The sequence below is a fragment of the Pseudonocardia sp. Cha107L01 genome (genome assembly GCF_052566575.1).
In genome coordinates this window covers 2,462,649-2,480,793 of record NZ_CP199579.1, presented here as the reverse complement: position 1 = coordinate 2,480,793, position 18,145 = coordinate 2,462,649, and the positions used below count along the sequence as shown (strand labels likewise).

The window sequence follows — 18,145 nt, the reverse complement described above, 5'->3', positions numbered from 1 at the left end:
CGTGAGTGGGGCCGGAGAGGAAGTTGGACGCCAGCCAGGGGAGGAAGAACGAGCTGACTGCCTCGATCGGGTGGGTGCGAACAGGTGCGCGACCCGCGCGTCCTTGACAGAACGGCGCGCTCAGGCCCCGTCGATCAAGGCACGCAGCCGCGCGCCCGGTCCGCCGTTGTTCGTTACCCCGTGGGGATGATGTTGTTGTTGAGCTGGAAGAGGTTGTCCGGATCGTAGGCCGCCTTGATCCGGCCCAGTCGCCGAACGTTGCGTCCGAACGCGCTGTCCACGCCTGCCTGGAGCGGCTCATCGGTCCGGCCGGTGAAGTTGAGGAAGACGCTGCCGTTGCCGTACTTGGTCATCTCGTCCCACGCGGCCCGACCCCAGGCGATCGCCGTGGCGTCCTGGCTGGGGTCCGACCACATGGTGTCGAAGGAGACCATGTACGGCGACGAGCGTTCCGCAAAGGCGGTGTCTTCGGGCGGGACGGCGTGCACCGCGCCACCCAGGCGGTACGTGTTAACCAGGGTCATCGGGCCCGGACGGTCCTGAGCGCGAGCGGCGATGGCGTCGATGGCGTTGTCCGAGAGCTCGTCGAGGTACTGGGATTTCCAGTAAGCGCGCAGCGTGTTGCGGGGGAAGAACGGGTCGAAGGCGGCTTGTACCGCCGCGTACGGCATGGGCTGAGAGAGGTCGAACAGCGGCGTCCCGAGTTCCCGCAGCGGCTGCAGCACACGCATGCCCTCCTCGGCGTCCCCGGAGTACACGCCGGCCACGATCGCCACCGGCCGGTTGTGGATGACCTCGGGCATCTCAGGCGCGGCCGGGAACGTCATCGTGACGATGAAGGAGGTCACCTCGTCCGGCGCTGTGCTGACGTGGTCGCGCCAACGCCGCTCGACATCGGCGAGATCTTCCAGCGGGTAGAACACCCCGGCGAAGCCGACGATCGGGCCCACCGGGTGCAGCCGGAAGGTGAACGAAGTGACGACACCGAAATTGCCCCCACCGCCGCGAATTGCCCAGTAGAGATCCGGGTTGCTCTCCGCTGAGGCGGTGCGGACCTCGCCATCCGCGCACACCACCTGCGCCTCGACCACGTTGTCGCAGGACAGCCCGTACTTGCCGTTCAGATGACCGTAGCCGCCGCCCAACGTCAAGCCGGCCACGCCGGTCTCGGACACCCTGCCCAGCGGCGTCGCCAGCCCGAATGCCTGCGTCTCCCGATCGACGTCGCCGAGCAACGCGCCGCCCTGCACCCGAGCCAGCCGGCGCTCCGGGTCGACCTGCACACCGCGCATGGCGGACAGATCAATCATCATGCCGTCACGGACGGTCGACAGCCCTGCCACCGAGTGCCCGCCACCACGCACCGCGACGAGCAGCCCGCGTTCCCGGGCGAAATTGACCGCGTCCACCACGTCGGCCGTTCCGCTGCACCGGGCAGTCAGAGCGGCCCTGTCCTGGTACATCGCGTTCCAAGTCTCCGTGGGTTCCTCAGCGGCCTTGGGATCGGTGGACGTCACGAGCTGGCCCCTGAGCTGCGTATTCAGCTCGTTCAGGGTGTCGTCGGACAATGATTCTTGCGAGCCGTCAGGCTTGGTCACGGTCACGGTCACGCTGGTCATCCCCTTGCCTGGCTACGCGAGCCAGGGTGTGAGTGATCACGCCACCGGGCGGCGGCGAGGGATTGAACGCAGTCACGGACCGTGAACGGCTGAGAGTACCGAGCAGATAAACGCCGAGTCATCGTCTGTTCGGGGGAGGCGGGCGGTCCGCCGGCAGAGGGGGGTTGCCGGCGGACCGCCCGCTTCATGAGCGGGCATCCCGAAGGGGCCCGCGGGTCGGCGCCCAGAAGAATCTACTTAGGACGCTCACGTGTCTCTTCGCTACCTACGATGAGTTCGACCCTCGCAGATCTGCGCGCCTCCAGCAGCCCTACCGAGTGCCGGCCTATGCGCGTAGCGGAGCTAATTTCAAGGGCCTGATCTGTCAGTCTGCGCCAGTTGCATGGCCACGCCTTACCACAGCCGGTACACACGCCGGAATCGCTACAGACGTGCTGGTCGAGTAGGCCTTCAACGTGGCCCTCCTCGGCGAGGAAGTAGACGAACTCAGACACCGGCGGCGTGGGGTGCGCTGTCTCGGACACCGCGACGGGGAGCGGTAGTCGAGCCGCCGACCTGCGCCTCACCCCCGGAGAGGCCCGGTCCGCCGTGGAACGGATCCAGTCTCGAACCTTGAACGTGAGCGCGCCCGGGGCCGCCGCGATCGGGCCGACGGCATCGGTGATGAAGATCGGTAGATAGGTAACGGAGTAGTCCAGTGGGACTCGCGGGGAGCTAAGTGCCAATTGTTTCATATCGCTTTCCAAAACGGGCCGGCTCAAGGCTCAGTTGCCGACCAGAATCGCGGGGTGGAAACAAGCGTTCGAACATCAGTGTTCCAACTCTTGCCGGGTTGCGCGCTCGATCAAGATCGGGAGAAACGTGCGAATCTTGGCGCGCAGAAAGCGTTCGGACACTAGTCGGAATGTCTGGCGTACATGATCTTCGGTGATGTCACTGCGCTCAGCGTAGTGATCAACTAGCCGATCCTGGGCCTCGCTGAGCTGTTGCGAGATCTGCGCTTCTGGATCTCTGATGGACGGCCTGAGCGCTTGTGTCATCGGGGGCGTCCTGCCGGTTGAAGAGGTGCCACGACAGTGGACGACTCGGAACGAACACCGCGCAGCTCAGCCGAGCGGAAGACGCCGCTCCGAGGTACGCCACTTGTCACGGCCCAGACTGACGATCCGCCGGAGATGTGTCGTTGCGGTCAGTGCCCATCTGCCCTACCAGCTAGCAGGAATTCATGGATGCCCGCCAGCGCCCACAGCGTCCCGTGCCCGCTACGACGAGTGTTCATCGACAGTGCTCAGCCGCCTACCCGCCCAGGCTGCGCGTGGCCCACCCGGCGATCGGGCCTCCGCGAGCGCGGCGAACACCACGGCCAAGTGCGCCTCGATCGGGTCACGCTGGTGGTGGAAGATCGGGCGGGCGCGCAGGTCGCTGTCGCTCATCCGGAACGACTTCTCTACCTTCCACAGGTCGTGGTAGGCGGCGATCACCGCGGGCACGAGCGGTGGGGGCGACGTCGTTTCGCGGTGCTGCTCGCGGCGCTCACGATCAGGACGCTCGCGGACGCGACTTCCTGGATGGCCGCGCTCGGGGTCGTGCGGGTCGTCCTCGCCGCGGCGGGACTCGGGCGCGGAAGTGAACGGTGTCCCGGCGCCCGGTGTCCTCGTCGGCTATGCGCAATTCGGCTCGTCAGGTGAGGGCTTCGAGCGCTGTGGCGGCGCGTCCGGCACCGCCGTAGCCGCTGATCACGTCGGCCATGCGCTTCGCCTCGGCGGTGAAGCGGCTGTCCGCGAGGATGTCTGTTGCGGCCTTCGCGATGGCGTCGCTGTCGGCATCCGGCATCAGTATCCGGCCTGCCCCGAGGGCGTGGACCCGCTCGGCGTTGAAGAACTGGTCGCGGCCCATCGGCGTACACAGCAGCGGCACACCGTGGCCGAGCGCGGCCATCGTGGTGCCGGCGCCGGCGTGGGTGATCACCAGTGACGCCGACGGCAGGATCTCCGCGTGCGGCACGTACCGCACTACCTGGGTGGTGGCGCCTGCGGTCACGGACGCGGGGTCGATCGCCGGTCCGGTCGTCACGACGGCGTTCACCGGCAACTGCGCGACCGCGTCGACGCACCTCTGCAGCAGGTCGGCCTGGCCCTGCTCGAGGGCGGGTCGCACGGGGTCACTCACGGACAGCCGGGACAAAGCCGCGATGCAGGTCAGGCCCTGTTCGGCGGGCGGTCACCCTGCCAAGCTGAGAACGCGGGTTCGATTCCCGTCATCCGCTCCACACCCGAAAGCCCGGGTCAGAGTTGGGCTTTCGGGTACTGGCGCGACTCGAATCAACCCATCTGCACGGGGACCGAGTCATATCGTGCGGAGATCGCCGCACGCACGGCCGGATCACGGATGCTGTCCGCGCCCAGCCCGCCGAGCTCGTAGAACATCTCCTCCAACCCGCCGGGCACCATCAACACGAGGCAGCGCGCCTGATCGGTGGTGGCGGCGAACACGTGCGGGGTGTTGCGTGGGACCATCACGAACCCGTCGGGGCCGGCGGTGACCTCCTGGTCCCCGACGGTCAACGTGAACTCACCGTCGAGCACGAAGAACGACTCCTCCATCCCGCGATGCAGATGGGGCACTGTCCACGGGCCCTTCGGGCCGGTGAACTCGGCGAGAGTGAACGATCCCCGGGTGACGTCCTGCCCGGCAGCGAGCACCCGCATGCGGGTCACGCCTAGTTCGACGATCCGCCCGTCGCCGGGCTGCACGACATGTCCCTGTCCTAAGATGAGCATCCGGCCCACCGCCTTTCGAGTCGGCACAAGCTTCGCGCGGGGGCTGCGGTACCCAATGCTCAAAAACTGAAGTTGTGCGGTCGGACCGACCGGCGGACGCTGGCGGCATGCCAACCTACGGTCAGTTCTGCCCGATCGCCCGGGCGTCAGAGCTGTTCGCGCAGCGCTGGACACCGGTGATCTTGCGCAACCTGATGGTCGGCTGCCGCACCTTCACCGAGATCCGGCAGGGCGCGCCGGGTATCTCGACCGCCCTCCTCGCCGACCGGCTCCACGCGCTCGAACGGGCCGGGCTGGTGGCCAGCGAGCCGGCGCAGACCGGTCGGGGCCGGTGGTATCGACTCACCGAGATGGGCCTCGCCATGAAGCCGGTGTGCGACGCTCTGGGTCAATGGGGCGCCCGCTGGTTGGAGATTCAGCCACATCATCTGGAACCGTCGTACGCGCTGTGGGCGACGACGAAGCTGGTCGATGTGGACCGGCTTCCCGACCGCACCGTGGTCGTCCGCTTCGATCTGCGCGACCGGCCCGCAGAGCACTACTGGCTGATCCTGCGCCGGCCGACACCGGAACTGTGCACCCGAGGGATCGGCTACACAGAGGACCTGGTGGCACGTACGGACACCGCCTGCCTGGTCGACCTCCACCTCACCCGGACCAGCTATCCCGACGCCATGCGGTGCGGCCGCCTCCAGCTCGAAGGTCCACCATCGCTGGCCCACGATTTCACGACCTGGATCCGGCACAGCCCGTTCGCCGCCCACATTCCGGGCACCTCCGCTCACCGTGCAACGCTCACCGGAAGTCGGTGACGGTCGTGCCCACAACGCGCCCAGAAGGGCGGCCAACTGGGGTCACTCACGGACAACCAGGTCCACCACCGGCCGCAGGTCAGCGCCGGCATGCCGGGCAATCACCCTGGTTCCCAAGCTGATGGCTCACCGCACCGGGGAGATCTCCGACGCGCCGCTATATCTGGGCCACTGGTTGTAGCCCACCAACGGGTCGTTGGATCGCATGCTCCGGATGAACTGCAACTCAATCTGTGCCACCTCGGCACGCGACGCGGTGGACGACTCCCAGAGGATTTCTTTCCTGATGGTGAAGTCGCGCCGCTGATCGGCCGTGAAATCCTTCTCGATCAACTTGCTATCCGCACTGCCGAAGTAGTTGAACGTGTCCGTGCGATCCTGGCCGATGTAGATCTTCCCGTTCGGATAGGTGATCTTGTAGACGACCGGCACAGCCCAACAACACACCCGCCTTCCCCATCCGTCAACCGGCAGGCCGATCGCAGCCCGGTAGGGTTGCACCGCGCCGCGCGGAGATCACCACCGAGGCCGAGGCGCGTGGCGGGATCACAAACACGGAGAGCGCGAAACCATTGCGAAACGGCCGTGACCAGCGCCTCCCCCGCGACCACCCCGGCCGAGACAGGACACCCCCGCTACGCAGCTAGGATGTTCGCCGTAGGCCCTCGTAGCTCAGGGGATAGAGCATCGGTTTCCTAAACCGTGCGTCGCAGGTTCGAATCCTGCCGGGGGCACCAGTTCAGAGCACTGATCGTCGATCTTGAGCCAAGTTCATGGTGCTATACGTGGTGCGAACCGCTTAGAATGCGCATCCTGGCTGCACCACGGACCAGGTCGGCTAGCCGCCGCCAGCGCGGCGAGATCGAGGCGCTCCCGAGCGGTTCGATGCGAGTGAAGGTATACGCCGGGATCGACCCCCTCACAGATAAGCGGCACTACCTCACCGAGGTGATCCCAGCCGGCCCAACAGCGCGAAAGGAAGCGGAGAAGGCGCGCACCCGGCTGGTCAATCAGGTGAACGAACAGCGCAACCCGCGGACCAAAGCCACGGTCGACCAATTGATGGACCGGTATCTCGAGCTGCTCAACGTCGACGCGACCACACGACGAAGCTACGAGGGCTACATCCGTAACCACATCCGCCCGCTACTCGGCGAGTTACCGGTCGGCCGGCTGGACGGCGAGACCCTCGATTCCTTCTACTTGATCCTGCGCACCTGCCGGACCCACTGCTCCGGTCGACCGTTCCTCGAACACAGCTCGCAAGGCGAACACGACTGCGACGAGCGCTGCAAGCCGCATGTCTGCCGACCGCTCGCCACCTCGTCGATCCGCCAAGTCCACGGCATACTCAGCGGCGCGCTGACAAGGGCGCTGCGCTGGCGCTGGCTCACGGTCAACCCGCTCGAGCAGGCAGAGCCCCCCAGGACAGTGCACCACGACCCGGACCCGCCCAGTCCCGGACAAGCCGCCGCGATCATCAAAGAGGCGTTCAAGGATCCCGCCTGGGGCACATTCGTCTGGCTCGCCATGACGGCCGGAGCTCGCCGCGGTGAGCTGTGCGCGCTGCGTTGGGACCGGCTCGACCTCGACAACGCCGTCCTTTCGATCCGTACCAGCATCGCTCAGCTCGACGCGAAGACCTGGGAGAAGGACACCAGGAACCACCAGCATCGGCGGATCGCCCTCGACCAGGCCACCGTGACAGTGCTGCGCGCGTACCGCGAACACTGCGGCGCTACCGCCGCCGAACTCGGCGTCACCATCGCTCCCGACGCGCGAGTCTTCTCCCCGGACCTCGACCACAGCACGTGGCTCAAGCCCAGCACAGTGACCCAGAGATACCGGCGGATGTGCGCCCGCCTCGGCTGGGACATGCACCTGCACCAACTGCGGCACTACTCAGCAACTGAACTCATCGCCGCCGGCGCGGATGTCCGAACCGTCGCCGGCCGCCTCGGCCACGGAGGTGGCGGGGCGACCACGTTGCGCGTCTACTCCGCATGGGTCTCCGAGGCGGACCAACGAGCGGCTGGGAGTTGGAGCAGCCGTATGCCGGCCGTACCGCTTGACCTCGACGCGATGACGACTCCTGCCGTTGGCCGCGGCCCAGCACAATCCGACGAGAGCGACGCCCCCTACCAGCGCATCGCCGCCGACCTACGCGGCGCCATCACCTGTGGGGCCCTCAAGCCGGGCGACCAGCTACCGACCATCAAAGACATCGCCACGCGCTACAACGTCTCCGTCGGCACCGCCCACCGCGCGATGGCGCACCTCACCGCCGCGGGCCTCGCGGCCGCCAGCCGAGGCCGACGAGCCACCGTGGCAGCAATTCAGTCATAGGCCCACCACCGGACGTCAACTGCGCGATGACGCCCAGCCTGTCAGGCAAAGCGGTTCACATCCGGGCCGGCTCAGCGGCCTCCGTCGGAGACTCTGACTCGTGCAGATCGCCTACATTCAACGCGACTCCGTTGCCCATAATGTAGGTAATCTGCTACGTTCTTGCGGTCGAGGACTTCGAAGCAGGCGCATGCTGATTGGTCACGACATCGAGGTGGGGCCGTAGGACGCGGCCCCACCTCATCCTTATCTGACACTCGAGGGAGTGCCGACGACAGCATCGGGTGACCAGAGCACCACGAGTCGCGGACAGTGGCAGAGCCGCCGATTGGTCACGAACTCAACTCGGCGAGCACGAACGTGCTCACGGCTATCGCGCGGTACGAATGGGTTGCGTTGTCCGCGCCGCAGCCAACGCCGCGGACTCCCCCGACACATTTCACTCCGCGATCGGCGACAGCCCGCCCGGGCGCGACCACGTCGGTCCAAAGCACCCGGGGCAGCCCAGCATGATCAATCGCGCGAAAGGTTAGCACCTCCCTACCCACCACGGCCTGCTCGCCACAGACCCCGAGCGGCCCGGTGCCGAGGCTCGGGTCCCGCGATCAGTTCACAGTCTTCGCCAGGACGGCCCGGGCGATGATCCGCTTCTGGATCTCTGACGTACCGTCCGCGACCAGGTAGGCCATGACGTCGCGGAAACGTTGTTGGATCGGGAACTCACAGGAGTAGCCGAGATTGCCGTGAATCTTCATGGCTGCCTGTATCGCATCGAGCGCCACCTGGGGCGCCCACCACTTGCTCATCGCGGCCAGGTCGGTGTGCGGTTGGCCGACCTGGCGGGCCCACAAGGCCCGGTAACACAGCCAGCGGGCCGCCTCCAGGTAAGTTGCGTGCTCGGCCAGCGGGAACGACACGCCCTGGAATTCGGCGATCTTCTGCCCGAATGCCTCCCGCTGCTGGGCATAGCGTGCCGCCTCATCAAGGGACGCCCTGGCGGCACCGAGGCAGAGAAGGCCCAACGCGGAGCGGGAGAACTCGAAGTGATGCATCGCCGAGGCAAAACCCCGGCCCTCCTCACCGACCAGGTTTTCCTCCGGCACGAACACCCCGTCCATGGCGATCGAGCCCCAGCCCAGCGGTAGGCACCCCATACCGGGCATGTGGCCCCGAGTCACCCCGGTAGCGTCCATCGGCAGCAGGAAGCAGCTGATGCCCCGCGAACGGGTCGAGCCGGGGTGCCGCGCGTAGACCAGCATGGTCGATGCGCACATGGCATGCGTGATGGCGATCTTCTCCCCGGTTAACGACCACCCGCCGGCAACCGGCACTGCCACGGTCCGCATCCCGGCCGCGTCGGACCCCGAGCCCGGCTCAGTGACCGCGATACCCGACACCGCGTCGCCGGCCACCAATTCAGGGATGTAGCGCTCGCAGGCCTCCCGCGAGCCACCCTCGGCCAGTTGCGCGGCGACCAGCCCGCTCTGCACCGGCGCGGCGGCCACGTTGACGTCGCCGTAGGCCAGCGTCTCGGTCACCAGGCCCAGCGTCACCGGGTCGTGCGAATCGGCTCCGGCGCCGCCGTACTCCTCCGGCAGGCCGATGCCCAGTACGCCGAGGGCGGCCAGCTCCTTGTGGGCCTCCCAGGAGAACTCCGTACTCTCCGCCCGTCGCCGGTAGGCCGGCAGCAGCCGTGTGCGGGCGTAGCGAGCGAGCTCGGCCCGGTATGCCTCTTGCTCGTCGGTGAACGCGAACGAAATCATCAGCTGCCTCAGATCATTGTGTAGCCGCCGTTGACGGAGAGCACCTGTCCGGTGATCCACGCCGACAACGGGGATGTCAGACAAAGCACCGCGCCGGCGATGTCGGCCGGAGTACCGAGTCTGCCCAGCGGGTAGGCCCGGGCCGATTCGACCGCCTCCGCCAGCTGCTCGATGGACGACGAGTCGCCCGGGGTCACTGTGGTGCCGAACGCCACCACGTTCGCTCGCACGCCTCTGCGCCCAACCTCCCTGGCCAGGCTCTTGGTCACCGCCACGACGGCGGCGCCGGCTCCGGCGTAGACGCTCATGGAATGCGCTCCGCTGCGCGCCGAATCCGGCACGACGTTGACGATTCGGCCCTGAGTTGCCAGCAGATCCGGCAGGGCGACCCGCAGGACGTTGAGGATGCCGAGAAACGCCACGCCCACCAGCCGGTCTGTCTCCACGGCTGTCGTCTCGGCAAAGTCTTTGGACGTCCGGACAGCGGCGTTATTGACCAGTACTGACACTGGGCCCAGCTGCGCGCGGACCTCGGCGAGCGCCCGCTCGACGTTGACCTGCTCGACGATGTCGGCCGGGACCGCCATGGCGACGCCGCCGGTGGAGTTGATCTGCTCGGCCACCGCCTGTGCCGCCCCGGTGGGCGTGCCCAGCACGGCAACCCGAGCACCTGCCTCCGCCAGCAGGATGGCGATTCCCGCTCCGACGCCGCTGCCGCCGCCGGTCACTACCGCAACATCGGAACTCAGGTCAATCTGCACACTCACGGTCTCCCCCTGCGGGTTTGGTACCCGGACGCGAGGCCAACCCTCAGCGATCGGTTTCGACCGTGGTCATTTAAACATACGTCTGGACACGTGTCCAGACATATGTTTAGACGTGTGCGTAGACATGAGTGTAGGATCAGTCCCCATCCACCCGAGCACTGTTTGAACACGCCATACGCCCTGTCCCGCCGATCCCGGTAGGTTCTTCAATGTCTCCAGCGGAAGCGAAGCCGAAGAGCGGCCGGGCGCGGCGGGACGAACTGCGGTCGCACCTACTGGCCATCGTCGAGGAGCATCTGCGCGCCGGGAGGTCGTTCGCCGACCTGGGCGTCGCCGAGTTGGCCACCGAGGCCGGGATCTCGCGCTCGACCTTCTATGCCTATTTCATCGACAAGGCCAACCTGCTTCGTGCCTGGTACGCCGACTCCACGGACGTGATCCTGCGAGCCGCGCGTGAGTGGTGGCGGCTTGACGGCTCGGCGACCCGGTCGGACGTGCGCGCGGCGCTGGAAGGGATCGTGCGCTCCTTTCAGTCGCACCCACAGCTCATCGCTGCGACCCACGAGGCCGTCGGGTACGACCGCGAGGTCCGTCATGTCGTCGAGTCGGCGATGCGCCTTTACATCGAAGGGCTGCAAGCACACATCGAGCACGGCCAGGCCACGGGATTCGTTGACCCGTCACTGCCGCCGGCCGAGACCGCGTACTGGCTTCAGTGGATGGCCGAACGGGGACTTCAGCAGCTCGGCCGCGCCAAACCGGCGGTAGGGACGGCGCGGCTCATCGACGCCTACGCGGCCATCGTGTGGAACACCTTGTACGCCGAACCGCGCCGATCCTCGCCTGGCGCCGAGAACGGTGCCAACCACCCGCGCCCGACGGACTGAGCGCGATCATCACTGGACCACCGTGCGGGGCGGCAAGGTGGCACTTGATACGTTAGTGAGGCTGCGGGGCCGATATCCTGTAGTACGAGCCCACCACCTACGGGAGTTCACCATGGCGTCCGCCCTGGCTGGTCCCCCGGACCATCTGACGGCATCGCTGAACGGCGGTTCGCCCAGCCTGGGCCAGATGCGGGCGATGCCCTCCGGCAGTGCACGCTCCCAGTTGCTGACCGTGCTCGGTGAGCTGGTGGGGCCGTCCGGTGTGCCCGCCTGGACGTCGACGATCCTGCATGTACTCACCGGCCTCGGACTGGAGGAGCAGACCGCCAGGCAGGCCATCGCGCGTGGCGCGGGCGCCGGGTGGATGGAAGGGGAGAAGCGCGGGCGCGAGGTCCGCTGGACTCTCACGGCCGCCGGGCGCGAGCTGACCGACGAGATCATTCACCGCGCCGAGTCACTGAGTCATCTCGGGCCGGCCTGGGACGGCAACTGCCTGATCCTGTTCATCACGATCCCCCAACAGCAGAAGGCTGTCCGGAAGCGTCTCTACAGTGCGTTGAGCTGGGCCGGCTTCGGCAATCCGATGCCCGGCCTGTGGGCCAGCCCGCACGTCGACCGCGCCGAGGAGATCACCGCGGTCATCTCCGAGCTGGGCCTGCAGGATTCGACCATCGGCTTCGTCGGGGGCACCTTCCCCGCCGGCTTGAGCGATCCGGAGATCGTCCGACGCGCTTGGGACCTCGACGGCGTGGCCGCTCGCTACGAGACGCTCCTCGAGACCTTCGGTGATCTGGAGCCGGCCGACGGTGACGAGCTGCTGTTCGCGTACGTGTCGCTGGTCCACGAATGGCACCAGTTCCCGCTGGTGGACCCCCAGCTTCCGGAGGACCTACTGCCCAACTGGGTCGGCCGGCGCGGCATTGACCTGTTCGCCGACCGACGCCGGGAGTGGTCAGGTCGCGCCTTTGCCCGGTGGCGCGAGCTCAACGACCCGGCACGCTGAGCATCGACGCAGCCAGCACCGCGCACACCGATCCGGCCATCGGCAGCAAGCTCGGCATCCCTCGGGTGCGCAGGTACCAGTCGATGGCGCTCGCCGGACGGGCCACCACGCGCACATCAGCGTGGCGCCGCCGCCCCGCGCGGCCGATCCGGATCAGCGTTTCGACGGTCTCCACGTCGAAGGCGGTGACAGCCGAGAGGTCGACGACCACCACCCGGCCATCGGCGTGCTCCAGGGCTGACTCGATGGCCGACCAGAGCTCATCGGCGCGGGTGTCGGACACTCCACCGACGACCCGCACCACAACGACGTCCGCGCCGCCGTCCTCGTAACGCAGCCAGGCGTTCCAGGTCTCGGACACCGGCCACGCAGCCATGCTCACGGTCATATGGACCCCCTCGGCGAGACGCACTCCCCCGCAATGTGATGAACCTAATCACAAGCGGCAGAGCACGTTCGAGTGAGGTAGGGGTCACACCCAGTGAACTCAGGTGGCGACGTAGAAGCCCAGGATCACACCGGTGGCCACCACGATCCAGGCTTCGAAGGCCAGCCGGACCGGGATCGGCGCGTGGCGCAGCTCCATGAAGTGCAGCACGACCAGGCACACCTTGAACGCGGCGATCAGGAAGATACCCACGGTGGCCACCAGCGGGCTGAACGCGTCCTTGGAAAGGCACCAGGTGGAGATGCAGGTGAGCACCATGAGCACGATCCACACGACGCTCACCGGCCGGCGCAGCAGGGCAACCATCAGCTCACCTCGTCAGGTAGAGCAAGGGGAACAGGAAGATCCACAGCAGGTCGACCAGGTGCCAGAAGGACGCCACGCTCTCCAGGAACCGGCGCATCCCCCCGGCCGCCGTAACGCGGCGGGACTTCACCCACAGCGCGATGAGCAAGAAGGTGCCTGCGACCACGTGCAACAAGTGGATGCCGGTCAGGGTGAAGTACCACATGAAGAACTGGTTGGTCGCCGGAGTGATCCCGGAGACGAACTTCTGCGTGTACTCGACGGCCTTGGACACCATGAACAGCAGGCCGGTGAGGAACCCGCCGAGCAGGAACCGGGTCACCCCAGGCATGTCCTCGCGCTTGGCGGCCGCCACGGCCAGCGCCACGAACCACGAGCTGGTCAGCAGGATCAGCGTGTCGATCCCGCCGAAGTTGTAGTTCAGCGCGTGTCGCGCGGTCTCGAACAGGGCGGGATCCGTGCGCCGGTCGTGCATGAACGAGCCGAACAGCACGCAGAACATCACCGCGTCGGCCCCGATCACGACCCAGACGCCGTCCACTCCGGGAAGGCGTCTGGGTGTCGTGGTCGGGGAGGATGTCATCACTCCCACGGCGGCATCAACCAGCGAGGCCGGCCGCGTCCTCGACCTTGATCCGGTCGACGGCCTTGATGACGAAGTAGGACATGCTCGGGATCCAGAAGAACCAGGTGAAGAAGGCGAACCAGAAGCTGATCGCGCCGTTGAACGCCAGCGGGCCGGTGGTCACGAACGGGATCGCATTCACCACGAAGAACGAGGCCACCGTGACCCAGCCCCACCAGCTGACGACGTCGGGCACCAGCTTCTTGGGCCGCCGGTCCTTCATGAAGACGATGGCCGCGCCGGCGATCTGGAACGACGTCACCATGTACGCCAGGTCGATCAGCAACCAGCCCATCCAGTACAGCAGGTGGGCTACGCCCGGCGTGATGTAGTCGATCTCGTGGGCGGCGGCCAGCCACATCGCACAGGCCGTCATGATCGGGGCGCAGGTGATGGTGCCGCCCATGATTTCAATCTTGGACCATACGCCGGCCGGACCCTCGATCCGTTCCATCACCCGGGAGACCGCCACGCTCCACGCCATGTAGCAGGCGGTCAGCGTCAGGCAGACCGACATGCCGATCAGAATGGGCAGGCGCTGGTCGTGATAGTGCTGCCAGACGGCCTGGGGATCGGCATTGGGCGAGAACGGCGGGATGTTGCCGGCGAGAATGCCCCAGAGGCAGGTGAAGGCGGCCAGGAAGACCGGTCCCATCCAGGCCAGGAACTTCCAGGACCGGTAGTCGGTCGCGCGAGCGCCCACCGGACCCGCGTTCCAGGCGCCGGTAGTCGTCCGTTGCGCTCCAGTGTCCGCATCAGTTGCCATCAGACGTCGCTCCTTCTTCATCGAAGTCCGGGCCTCGCGAGCGTGAGCTCCAATGCTCTACACCTGAGGTGACGGTATTGCCGGCGTTGTATGTTGTCAATGACACGTACCGGTACCTTCGATGTGTCAGATGCGGGAGCCGATGTGTCAGATGCGGGCGGCGTCGACGATCGGGGCTCGCTCGGTCGGCTCCGTGCCGCCCGGCTGGTCGGGCGCGGCCCCCTGGCTGCCGCCGCCCCGGCGCGGCGGGAATGCCCGCACGACCAGGTGTGAGGCCAGCAGGGACAACGCCACCGTGGCGGCGAGCAGCAACCCGAAGTCGCGGATGACCGACAACCGCGAGGCGGTCAGGACCAGGTAGCCCAGGCACGCCGCCAGCGCCGCCACACCCACGGTGAGGCGCAGCCGACGACGGTCGGGGGTGTCGGTACGCGGTGCGGCCACGCTCAGCACGGCGGTGAACTCGCATGCGGTGGCAGTCGTCAGCGAACCCAACGCCACGCTCAGCGGACTGAGCGAGACCCCGAGCAGCCATGCCCCGGCCAGCCCCCACCCCGTGGCCAGCGCCGCCGCCAACACGGCCCGCCCGGCGGTGCGCACCCCGTCAGGCCGCCGCCACAGCCCGGCCAACAGCACCAACCCGGCTGCCAGGATGCCGACGAGGTTGGTCAGGTACCGGCCTTGCGAGACCAGCTCGAAACCGCGCGCCGCGGCCACCGGCAGGCCCACCAGCTGCACCGTCATCCCGGGAGGGGGTGGAGGCAACGCGGCTCGCAGGTCGTCCAGCAGCACCCGCTGCGCTGCGAGATCCTGTAGCGAGAGCCCAAGACTGATCACCGAACGGGTGCCTTCGTCGTTCAGTACCGCGGCCACCAGGTAGTGCGGCAGCAGGCCCAGCGCGGCGTCAAACTGCGGCTGGGTGGGCGTCGGGCCGAGGAAGCGCAGCAGATCGGGCAGGCTCACGACGGGCCGCACCTGGCTGCCGTGCCGCAGGACCGCGGTGTCCTCGGCGGTGCGCATCCAGGCCAGCGCCTCAGGTGTGCGCACCGACGGCCCGGACAGCAGCACCTCGACCTCGCCGGAGGACCCGAGCACGTCCTCGACATGTCGGGCGTCGGTCACCGAGCTGAGCCCGGCGGCCAGCATGTCCGGCCGCGCTTCGATGTCGATCCGGGGTAGGACGACCCAACCCAGTACCGCCGTCAACACGGCGGCCACCACGATGGGCAGGCGCCCCGGACGGCCCGGCCCCAGCCTTAGCCACCGGTCCGCTCCCCCGGTCGCTCCCGTCTCCGGGGCGACCTCGGCGTCGCCCGGGTCCACCTCGGGGCGCACCAGAGCGCGCAGGCCCAACGCAACCGCCACCGCCAGCAGCACCCCGAGTGCGAGGGCGAGACCCAGATCGCGCACGAACGGCAGCGGCGACAGCGCCAACGCGGCGAACCCCACCGCGCTGGCCGGCGCCACCAACGCGATCCGGCCCCGGGGTGTGCCTCGGTGCATCAGGTAGGCGGGGAAGTCGGACCCGATGCCGGTCACGATGGGCAGAAAGGCCACCACTCCCAGCGACAACGGCCGGTTCAGCCAGCCGAACACCGCGAGGGTCAGCGCGGTCGCGGTGAGCGTGGCGGCCAGCGGCAGCAGCCGGTGCGCGCGCCGGCGCGTCCACGGCACCAGCAGGTAGCTGCCGGCGATGAGCAGCACGGCGACCGCGCCGAGCAGCGGGATCTCCCGGGCCACAGTCGCCCCCACCTCGGCGGCCACGGTCGGGCTGCCGCTCACAGTCAGCCGGGTGGTGGCAAGGCCCGCCTGCTGGGCCGCCGCTCGGGTGGCGGTGACCAGCCGTTCGGTGCCGCCCTGATCAAGGCCCTCCCGGGGCCGGACCAGGACCGCCACGGCATTCGGCGCGGGGATGACATAGGCCCACTCCGGACGTGGGGAGTCTCCGTCGGAGAAGACGATCTGGTTGATGAATGCGGGATTGCGCAGCGTGGGCAGGCCGGCGGGCAGGCCCCGCACCAGCAGCGCCGCGTAGCGGGCATCGAAGTCGGCGGTGGAGCGAGTCACCGCATCGGCCACGGCCTGTGGGCTCGCCCCGGCGGCCCGTGCGTCGGACTCGGTCTTGGCCCGGATGGCATCGCGGGTGCCGCTGATCGTGGCCAGCAGGTTCTGGGCGGTACCGGCGATCTGGTTGAGCACCGTGGCCGGCCCGTAGACCACGGCTACATCGGGCAGCCGGGCCAGCCCCGCCTCCAGCTTGAGCAACCGGGGCAACTGGTCGCCGCCCAGCAGTTCCCGGGCGTTCGCGGACTCCGCCAGCACCACGATCGGGTCACCGCCGAACCAGCGGGCGGTCTCGCGCACCGAGCGCACGGCGGGATCGTCGGCGGGCAGGAACGAGGCGACGGTGGTGTCCATGCGCACCCGGGCGAGGCCGAGCGCGGTGAAGGCGGCGAGCAGCAGGGTCACCAGGACAGCGGCGACCAACCGGGGGCCGGGCCGCGACGGTCGCGGTCGCGGCAGTTGGGGGCGCGGCAGTTGGGGGCGCGGCAGTCGCGGGAAAGGCATCGGGTGGGAACTCCTCTTCGGTCGGGGCCGAGCCTCAGCCGGACGACAGCTGGTGGACCAGCCCGACCAGGCTGGCGACAACCAGCAGCACGGCGACGATCCGCAGCACCCAGGTGCCGCGCCGCATGCTCCGCTCCTGCTTGGCGCAGGTCCGGGGTGAGCTGGTCGGAGCTGAGCTCGCCGACCCGGCCCGCCCCCCACTGGCCGAGCAGGAACATCCCCATGGCCAGGACGGTGACAAGTAGGAAGACCATCAGCGTCGCTCCGGGCCGGCGGGCGGCTCAGCCTGCGCGGCGGGCGGACCGGCCGCCCCGCTGGCGGGTTCGCTGGCGGGCCCTGGAACGTTGCCGGACGTCACAGGCGCGAGATCGTCGGCGTAGGTGATGTCGGCCTGCCTCATCTGCTCTCGGACCCACTCGCGCCACCGCCCCGCCTTGCGCGCCGACGTCAGCTCGGTGACCAGCTCAGGCTCAACCTGTTCGAAACTGGGCATGCCTGCCGGGCGCTCCTCGAGCGCCTGGCCCACGTTCCAGCCGTGCGTGGCCTGCACCGGGCCGAAGACCCCGCCCACCGCCGTGCTGAAGGCCGGTCCCGCCACCGGATCCTCCAGCTGGTCGCGGGCCACGAACCCGAGGTCGCCTCCGGCATCCCGGGTGCTCTGGTCCAACGACGTGCGCTGAGCCGTCTGGGCGAAGTCGGCCCCGGCGCGCAGCTGGTTGACCACGTCGTCCGCGTCGGAGCGGGTGGCCACCACGATGTTGCGCAGGTGGCGGATGACCGGCTGGGCGAAGGCGGCCGGGTGCTTGTCGTAGTAGGTGCGCGCGTCCCCCTCGGTCGCCGGGGCGACCGGACCCGGCGGCATGGCCTCCACCTTGTCGAACAGCAGGGCAACGGCTTTCTGGCGACTGATCTCGTCGACCACGTCCTTCTCGGAGGCGCCCACCTGGCCCAGCAGCCGGGCGAACCCGGTCATCCCGTCCGGAAAGCGCCCCCCGATCAGCTGGCCCAGCTGGTCCCGGGCGTCCTTCTCCTCGATCACGATGCCCTGCGCACGGGCGGCGTGATCGAGCACCGTGCTGACCGCGACCGCCTCCGCCGACTGGCGGTGGTAGGCGTCCAGCTTGGCCGGGTCCGAGGGCGGGGCGATTCCGTAGAGCGCCTTGAGCACCCCAAGGCGATGCTCCAGCTCCGCCCGAGTGACGACGGTCCCGTAGGCCCGGAACGCCGCGTCGGCGGGCAGCGCCGTCACCTTCACGGCAAAGAGCACGGCCGCGCCGCCGAGCACGATCGGGGTGAGCAGAGTGGCGACCAGGCCGAGGGCCACGTTCCACGGAAAGGCGAACTTCTTCATCGGCTCCTCCTGACCCGCCCGGGCGAACCGACGGGTGTGAGCACGAACACGGGGAGAGTTCCAGACAGTAGGCCACCGCCAACCGCGCCCCCGAGGCACCCCCG

The 18,145-nt window shown here is 68.2% G+C and carries 18 protein-coding genes and 1 tRNA gene; 5 read left to right on the top strand and 14 right to left on the bottom strand.

All coding sequences use genetic code 11. The features are described 5' to 3' along the window. Nucleotides 1–173 precede the first annotated feature (173 nt). The 5 genes from ACTXG6_RS11865 to ACTXG6_RS11845 all read right to left on the bottom strand — a co-directional run bounded on the left by ACTXG6_RS11865 (nt 174) and on the right by ACTXG6_RS11845 (nt 4,399). Nucleotides 174–1,610 carry an FAD-binding oxidoreductase gene (locus ACTXG6_RS11865; protein ID WP_445187830.1) on the bottom strand — a complete coding sequence of 479 codons (1,437 nt, stop codon included), beginning with the start codon at nt 1,608–1,610 and terminating at the stop codon, nt 174–176. 818 nt (nt 1,611–2,428) lie between these two features. Then, the gene (locus tag ACTXG6_RS11860; RefSeq protein ID WP_445187829.1) at nt 2,429–2,659 is read right to left on the bottom strand and encodes a three-helix bundle dimerization domain-containing protein; all 231 of its coding nucleotides are present in this window, start codon (nt 2,657–2,659) and stop codon (nt 2,429–2,431) included. A 222-nt stretch (nt 2,660–2,881) separates the two neighbouring features. Further along, entirely contained in the window at nt 2,882–3,100 is a 219-nt protein-coding gene (locus tag ACTXG6_RS11855; RefSeq protein WP_445190352.1) for a hypothetical protein, read from the bottom strand. A gap of 199 nt (nt 3,101–3,299) precedes the next feature. Beyond that, nucleotides 3,300–3,776, bottom strand: a complete 477-nt coding sequence (locus ACTXG6_RS11850) for a glycosyltransferase (protein ID WP_445187828.1) — start codon at nt 3,774–3,776, stop codon at nt 3,300–3,302. Nucleotides 3,777–3,940: 164 nt separating this feature from the next. Next, nucleotides 3,941–4,399 (bottom strand): cupin domain-containing protein, encoded by a 459-nt coding sequence (locus ACTXG6_RS11845; RefSeq protein ID WP_445187827.1) that lies wholly within the window; start codon nt 4,397–4,399, stop codon nt 3,941–3,943. A 107-nt stretch (nt 4,400–4,506) separates the two neighbouring features. On the opposite strand from ACTXG6_RS11845, the gene ACTXG6_RS11840 reads away from it, so the two are divergent. After that, on the top strand, nt 4,507–5,211 hold the full coding sequence (locus tag ACTXG6_RS11840; RefSeq protein WP_445187826.1) for a winged helix-turn-helix transcriptional regulator: 705 nt from the start codon (nt 4,507–4,509) through the stop codon (nt 5,209–5,211). 126 nt (nt 5,212–5,337) lie between these two features. On the opposite strand, the gene ACTXG6_RS11835 is transcribed toward ACTXG6_RS11840, so the two are convergent. Next, nucleotides 5,338–5,643, bottom strand: coding sequence for a GIY-YIG nuclease family protein (locus ACTXG6_RS11835; protein ID WP_445187825.1), 306 nt, complete (start codon nt 5,641–5,643; stop codon nt 5,338–5,340). A 229-nt stretch (nt 5,644–5,872) separates the two neighbouring features. On the opposite strand from ACTXG6_RS11835, the gene ACTXG6_RS11830 reads away from it, so the two are divergent. Together ACTXG6_RS11830 and ACTXG6_RS11825 are read left to right on the top strand one after the other, a co-directional pair. Then, nucleotides 5,873–5,948 (top strand) — tRNA-Arg (locus tag ACTXG6_RS11830). A gap of 67 nt (nt 5,949–6,015) precedes the next feature. After that, nucleotides 6,016–7,557 carry a tyrosine-type recombinase/integrase gene (locus ACTXG6_RS11825; RefSeq protein WP_445187824.1) on the top strand — a complete coding sequence of 514 codons (1,542 nt, stop codon included), beginning with the start codon at nt 6,016–6,018 and terminating at the stop codon, nt 7,555–7,557. Nucleotides 7,558–8,162: 605 nt separating this feature from the next. On the opposite strand, the gene ACTXG6_RS11820 is transcribed toward ACTXG6_RS11825, so the two are convergent. Together ACTXG6_RS11820 and ACTXG6_RS11815 are read right to left on the bottom strand one after the other, a co-directional pair. Continuing rightward, nucleotides 8,163–9,320, bottom strand: coding sequence for an acyl-CoA dehydrogenase family protein (locus ACTXG6_RS11820; protein WP_445187823.1), 1,158 nt, complete (start codon nt 9,318–9,320; stop codon nt 8,163–8,165). Between the two features lie 8 nt (nt 9,321–9,328). After that, nucleotides 9,329–10,048 (bottom strand): SDR family NAD(P)-dependent oxidoreductase, encoded by a 720-nt coding sequence (locus ACTXG6_RS11815; protein WP_445187822.1) that lies wholly within the window; start codon nt 10,046–10,048, stop codon nt 9,329–9,331. Between the two features lie 248 nt (nt 10,049–10,296). Here ACTXG6_RS11815 and ACTXG6_RS11810 point away from each other — a divergent pair, with 248 nt between their 5' ends. Beyond that, a complete protein-coding gene (locus tag ACTXG6_RS11810) occupies nt 10,297–10,974 on the top strand; it encodes a TetR/AcrR family transcriptional regulator (RefSeq protein WP_445187821.1) in 678 nt (225 codons plus the stop codon). A 112-nt stretch (nt 10,975–11,086) separates the two neighbouring features. Next, a complete protein-coding gene (locus ACTXG6_RS11805) occupies nt 11,087–11,977 on the top strand; it encodes a PaaX family transcriptional regulator (protein ID WP_445187820.1) in 891 nt (296 codons plus the stop codon). Here the strand turns inward: ACTXG6_RS11805 and ACTXG6_RS11800 are convergent. The 6 genes from ACTXG6_RS11800 to ACTXG6_RS11775 all read right to left on the bottom strand — a co-directional run bounded on the left by ACTXG6_RS11800 (nt 11,958) and on the right by ACTXG6_RS11775 (nt 18,041). Further along, a complete protein-coding gene (locus tag ACTXG6_RS11800; protein WP_445189978.1) occupies nt 11,958–12,353 on the bottom strand; it encodes an STAS domain-containing protein in 396 nt (131 codons plus the stop codon). The genes ACTXG6_RS11805 and ACTXG6_RS11800 overlap by 20 nt on opposite strands. 111 nt (nt 12,354–12,464) lie before the next feature. Next, entirely contained in the window at nt 12,465–12,731 is a 267-nt protein-coding gene (locus ACTXG6_RS11795) for a cytochrome C oxidase subunit IV family protein (RefSeq protein WP_445187819.1), read from the bottom strand. Between the two features lie 4 nt (nt 12,732–12,735). Then, nucleotides 12,736–13,314: a cytochrome c oxidase subunit 3 gene (locus tag ACTXG6_RS11790; protein ID WP_445187818.1), complete on the bottom strand. Its 579-nt coding sequence runs from the start codon at nt 13,312–13,314 to the stop codon at nt 12,736–12,738. 16 nt (nt 13,315–13,330) lie between these two features. Next, nucleotides 13,331–14,122: a hypothetical protein gene (locus ACTXG6_RS11785; protein WP_445187817.1), complete on the bottom strand. Its 792-nt coding sequence runs from the start codon at nt 14,120–14,122 to the stop codon at nt 13,331–13,333. Between the two features lie 147 nt (nt 14,123–14,269). Next, a complete protein-coding gene (locus ACTXG6_RS11780) occupies nt 14,270–16,690 on the bottom strand; it encodes an RND transporter (protein WP_445187816.1) in 2,421 nt (806 codons plus the stop codon). 253 nt (nt 16,691–16,943) lie between these two features. Further along, nucleotides 16,944–18,041 carry a peptidylprolyl isomerase gene (locus tag ACTXG6_RS11775; RefSeq protein WP_445187815.1) on the bottom strand — a complete coding sequence of 366 codons (1,098 nt, stop codon included), beginning with the start codon at nt 18,039–18,041 and terminating at the stop codon, nt 16,944–16,946. Nucleotides 18,042–18,145: the final 104 nt, after the last annotated feature.